The organism is Thermovirga sp. (assembly GCA_012523215.1).
In the GTDB taxonomy this organism is placed as follows: domain Bacteria; phylum Synergistota; class Synergistia; order Synergistales; family Thermovirgaceae; genus 58-81.
Genome location: JAAYIZ010000049.1, coordinates 1 through 3,903, shown reverse-complemented (window position 1 = coordinate 3,903; position 3,903 = coordinate 1). Strand labels below are relative to the sequence as shown.

General features: G+C 58.9%; 4 protein-coding genes. All 4 read left to right on the top strand.

The annotated features are described in order from the left end of the window. A partial coding sequence (locus tag GX108_01660) for a hypothetical protein (protein ID NLO55752.1) occupies positions 1-516 on the top strand: 516 nt, incomplete at its 5' end. Positions 517-538: 22 nt separating this feature from the next. Further along, positions 539-1,945, top strand: a complete 1,407-nt coding sequence (glmM, locus tag GX108_01655; GenBank protein NLO55751.1) for a phosphoglucosamine mutase — start codon at positions 539-541, stop codon at positions 1,943-1,945. Positions 1,946-1,986: 41 nt separating this feature from the next. Further along, positions 1,987-2,850, top strand: coding sequence for a UTP--glucose-1-phosphate uridylyltransferase (locus GX108_01650; protein ID NLO55750.1), 864 nt, complete (start codon positions 1,987-1,989; stop codon positions 2,848-2,850). A 209-nt stretch (positions 2,851-3,059) separates the two neighbouring features. Then, positions 3,060-3,903, top strand: an 844-nt coding sequence (locus GX108_01645; protein ID NLO55749.1) for a glutamine--fructose-6-phosphate aminotransferase, incomplete at its 3' end; no start/stop codon positions are given.

Here is a 3,903-nt window from a genome sequence, read left to right as displayed (position 1 = left end):
GAACCGGGCCATGACTTCCAGGTGGAAGCGGTAGTAGTGGATCCGCCGGAGCTAACGATCCAGGGCCCTTTCGAGTCGATAGAACGGATCGACCAGGTCATTCTAGCTCCCATCGACGTGACGGGGCTTGCTTCGGATGTCAGCGAAATCTTGACCGCGCCGGATCCGGCCGATGATGCCCAGATCGTGGACGTACCGTCGGTCCGGGTGAGGATCCACCTCGCCCCCAGGACAGAAAGAAGGCTTTTCGCGAAGATACCCGTCAGGCTTACCGGCAGGAGCATATACCCAGGCTGGAGGGTAGAGCCATCCGAGGTTAACGTCATCCTCGAGGGACCACCGTCGCTCCTGGACTCCATCGAAGCCGAGGGCAGCCCGGTGGACGTCTTCGTGGACGTGACGAACCTGGTCTCTCAGAAGATTACCGTGCCGGTTAAGGCGACCGTGCGATCCAAGGGTGTCACCCTGGCCGATGTTGATTCCCCTAACGTAACGGTCTATGCGTTGACGGAGTAGGATCAAGGAAAGAGGTGTTCCGATGCTGGGTCCTTCGAAAAAAAGCCGTTGCCTCTTTGGGACAGACGGTGTCAGGGATGTGGCCAATCGGGGCCTCATGACCCCCGAGATGGCGCTGCGCCTCGGCCGGTCTTACGCTCTTTTTCTCATTGAAAGGGGGGTATCCCGCCCGACTATCGCTGTCGGAAGGGACACGAGGCGCTCCGGGGCAATGATCGAAATGGCCCTCGTCTCGGGTTTACTCTCCGCCGGCGCCGAAGTGAACTCCCTGGGGGTGATTCCTACTCCGGGAGTGAGCTTTGCCGTCAAGAGGCTTTCCTGTGACGGTGGGACCGTCGTAAGCGCATCCCACAACCCTTTCGAATACAACGGGATAAAATTTCTGGGCAGGGATGGCGGCAAGCTGGACGACGATGACGAGGCGGAGATCGAGGAATACCTCGCCGATGTCGTCTTTGATGAATGGAGGCCCACCGGATCATCGGTGGGTTCCATATCATCGAGGCCCGAGATCCTCTCTGAGTACGCGGAACACCTCGTAAGGACCTGTTGCCTTGGTATAGATCCCGAACTCTCCATCGTGGTTGACTGCGCCCACGGGGCGGCCTCAGAGGCCGCAGCCATGGTGTTCGGAAGGTGTTTCAAAAAGGCCGTCCTCATCTCGGACAGGCCCGACAGGAACAACATCAATGACGGATGCGGCGTGATCCACATGGAAAATGTCGCCTCCAGGGTTTTGTCAGGGGGCCATTCCTTGGGTATGGCCCTCGACGGTGACGCCGACAGGGCACTTTTCGTCGATTCCGGGGGCAGGATCATCGACGGCGATATCATCCTCTGGGTCCTCGGAAGATGGCTCCTTGCCGAGGGGGAGCTTGGCAACGGTGTAGTCGCAACGGTGATGAGCAACAAGGCCCTGGAAGAAAAACTTGCCCAGGAGGGTATACCGCTGAGGCGCTGCTCCGTCGGTGACAGGTATGTGCTGGATGCCATGAGGTCGTCGGGGTCGAACCTCGGCGGCGAGCAATCGGGCCATATCATCGCCAGCGGCTTCTTTTCAACCGGCGACGGTTTAGGTTCCGGCCTCCTTTTTCTCTCGGCCTGTCGCCGGCTGGGTGAGGATATCGATACCCTGGTAGAAAGGTTCGGAAGGTACCCCCAGGTTTTAAAGAATATTCATACCCGCGACAAGGATGCCTTTCTAAGCCATTCCAGAGTGCAGGAAGCCATCAGCCAGGCCCGACTCGATTTGGGAGGCCTGGGCAGGATCCTGATCAGGCCCTCGGGCACGGAACCCCTCGTGCGCGTACTAGTGGAGGCCAGGGATGACACGTTGTTGAAGGCCGTTTCGGAGGCTCTTTTCGAAAGGATCGTGAGGACCGCGCAAGACTCGACCATCGGCAGCCTCCATGGGGGTGAGGAGCTTTGATAGGTAATCGTGCTAGGAAATGCCTTTTCCCCGTCGCGGGCATGGGCACAAGGTTCCTCCCCGCGACGAAGGAAATACCCAAGGAGATGCTCCCCCTCCTCGACAAACCCCTTATCCAGTACGGGGTCGAGGAGGCCGTACTGTCGGGATGTGGCGAGATCGTATTTGTCACAGGCAGGGGCAAGAGGGCCATTGAGGATTACTTCGACAGATCCATCGAGCTCGAACAGCTGCTCATCGAAAAGGGCAAGGCCGAATGTGCCAGGACGGTGAGGGAGATAAGCGAGATGGCCGATTTCGCCTATGTGAGGCAGTCCGAACCCCTCGGCCTAGGCCATGCGGTCCTCTGTGGTGAACCTTTCTGCAGGGGAGGATATTTCGGGGTTATTCTTCCCGATGATGTGATGATCCACCATCCAGATTCTCCACCCGTGCTCGAACAGCTTTTCCAGGTTCACCAGAAGCTCGGCGGATCAGTGATCGCCCTCGAGGAAGTTCCTCCGGAGGATGCCGGTAGGTATGGAATGATCAAGGGCGAGCAGGTTGAAAAAGGCCTTTTCAGGATAGAGGACCTTGTGGAAAAACCCGGACCCGGCAGGGAGCCAAGCCGGTACGCGGTGATGGGACGATACGTCCTGTCGCCAAAGGTTTTTCGTTACCTCAAGAGTTCCGCTGCCGGGGCCGGCGGGGAGATACAGCTCACCGATGCCCTGAGGGTACTGGCAAAGGATGAGCCCCTCTGGGGTATCCTTTACAGGGGCGAGAGGTTTGACTGCGGGACCATGGAAAGCTGGCTGAAGGCCACGCTGGGCATGGCCCTGCGGAGAGAAGAGTTGCGCGGCATCGTCCTTTCCGAGCTAGAGCGGCTAGGGATCATCCTGGATGGAGGTGACGGGGTGACCTAGATCGAGAGAGGAAAAAGCGGCTGTCCTAGCGCCAGAACAGGCCATGCCAGTTGACGAGGTCCGGGGAGCATCGAAGGTTCGGCGGATGCCCCGGTGGCACGAACGGAGAGGCCATTAAGCCGCGCCCACAAAACCGGAGAGCGATACCCGGGACAAAAGGGGCGGTATCCGTTTTTTTGCCGCGAACGAAAGGCGGTGCTCAGGCAGGAATGTGCGGGATAGTTGGTTATGTCGGCGGACGGGAGGCTCGCGAAGTCCTCATCGACGGGCTCAAGAGGCTTGAGTACCGAGGTTACGACTCGGCAGGATTGGCCCTGGGGACAGGCGATGACCTCCTCATCCTCAAGGAGGTCGGCAAGGTGGAAGACCTCGAGAGGATGCTTCAGGAATTACCCCCCTGTTCCACTCAGGGGATAGGACACACCCGGTGGGCCACCCATGGCGGGGTGTCCCGGATTAACGCCCACCCCCACAAGGACGGCAGCGGCAAATTTGCCCTAGTGCACAACGGGATCATCGATAATTTCGCGGAACTAAAGGAAGAACTCGAGAGAGAAGGGACCGTGTTTCTCTCCGAGACGGACACGGAGGCGATTGTACATCTTATTTCGTCCTCCTTCTCCCGAACAGGCGACATCCTGGAAACCCTGGTCTACTTGCAAAAGAGGCTGAGAGGCACCTTTGCCCTGGCAGTGATGCAGCAGGGCCTTCCCGACAGGATCTACGCCATCCGAAGAGGCTCCCCCCTCGTCTTGGGTTCGGGCGACGGAGAATCTTTCTGCGCTTCGGACATCCCCGCCTTCCTGCCCTACACGAGGAAGATACAGTACCTGGAGGAGGGCGACATAGCGGAGATATCTCCCGGAGGCATCAAGATCTGGGATGAGGGCGGAAGCTCTGTGGACAGACCCGTCGTCACCGTCGACTGGGATATGTCCATGGCGGAAAAGTCGGATTTTTCCCATTACATGCTCAAGGAAATCCACGAGCAGGGAGCGGTCCTCCGCCGTTCCCTCCAGGGGAGGGTCGTCGGTGGGAAGACGGTTATAGACG

What these genes read in the sequence shown, in the direction of transcription:
- glmM (NLO55751.1), top strand. Translation starts at nt 539, where the DNA reads ATGCTGGGTCCTTCGAAAAAAAGCCGTTGCCTCTTTGGGACAGACGGT.
- GX108_01650 (NLO55750.1), top strand. Translation starts at nt 1,987, where the DNA reads ATGGGCACAAGGTTCCTCCCCGCGACGAAGGAAATACCCAAGGAGATG.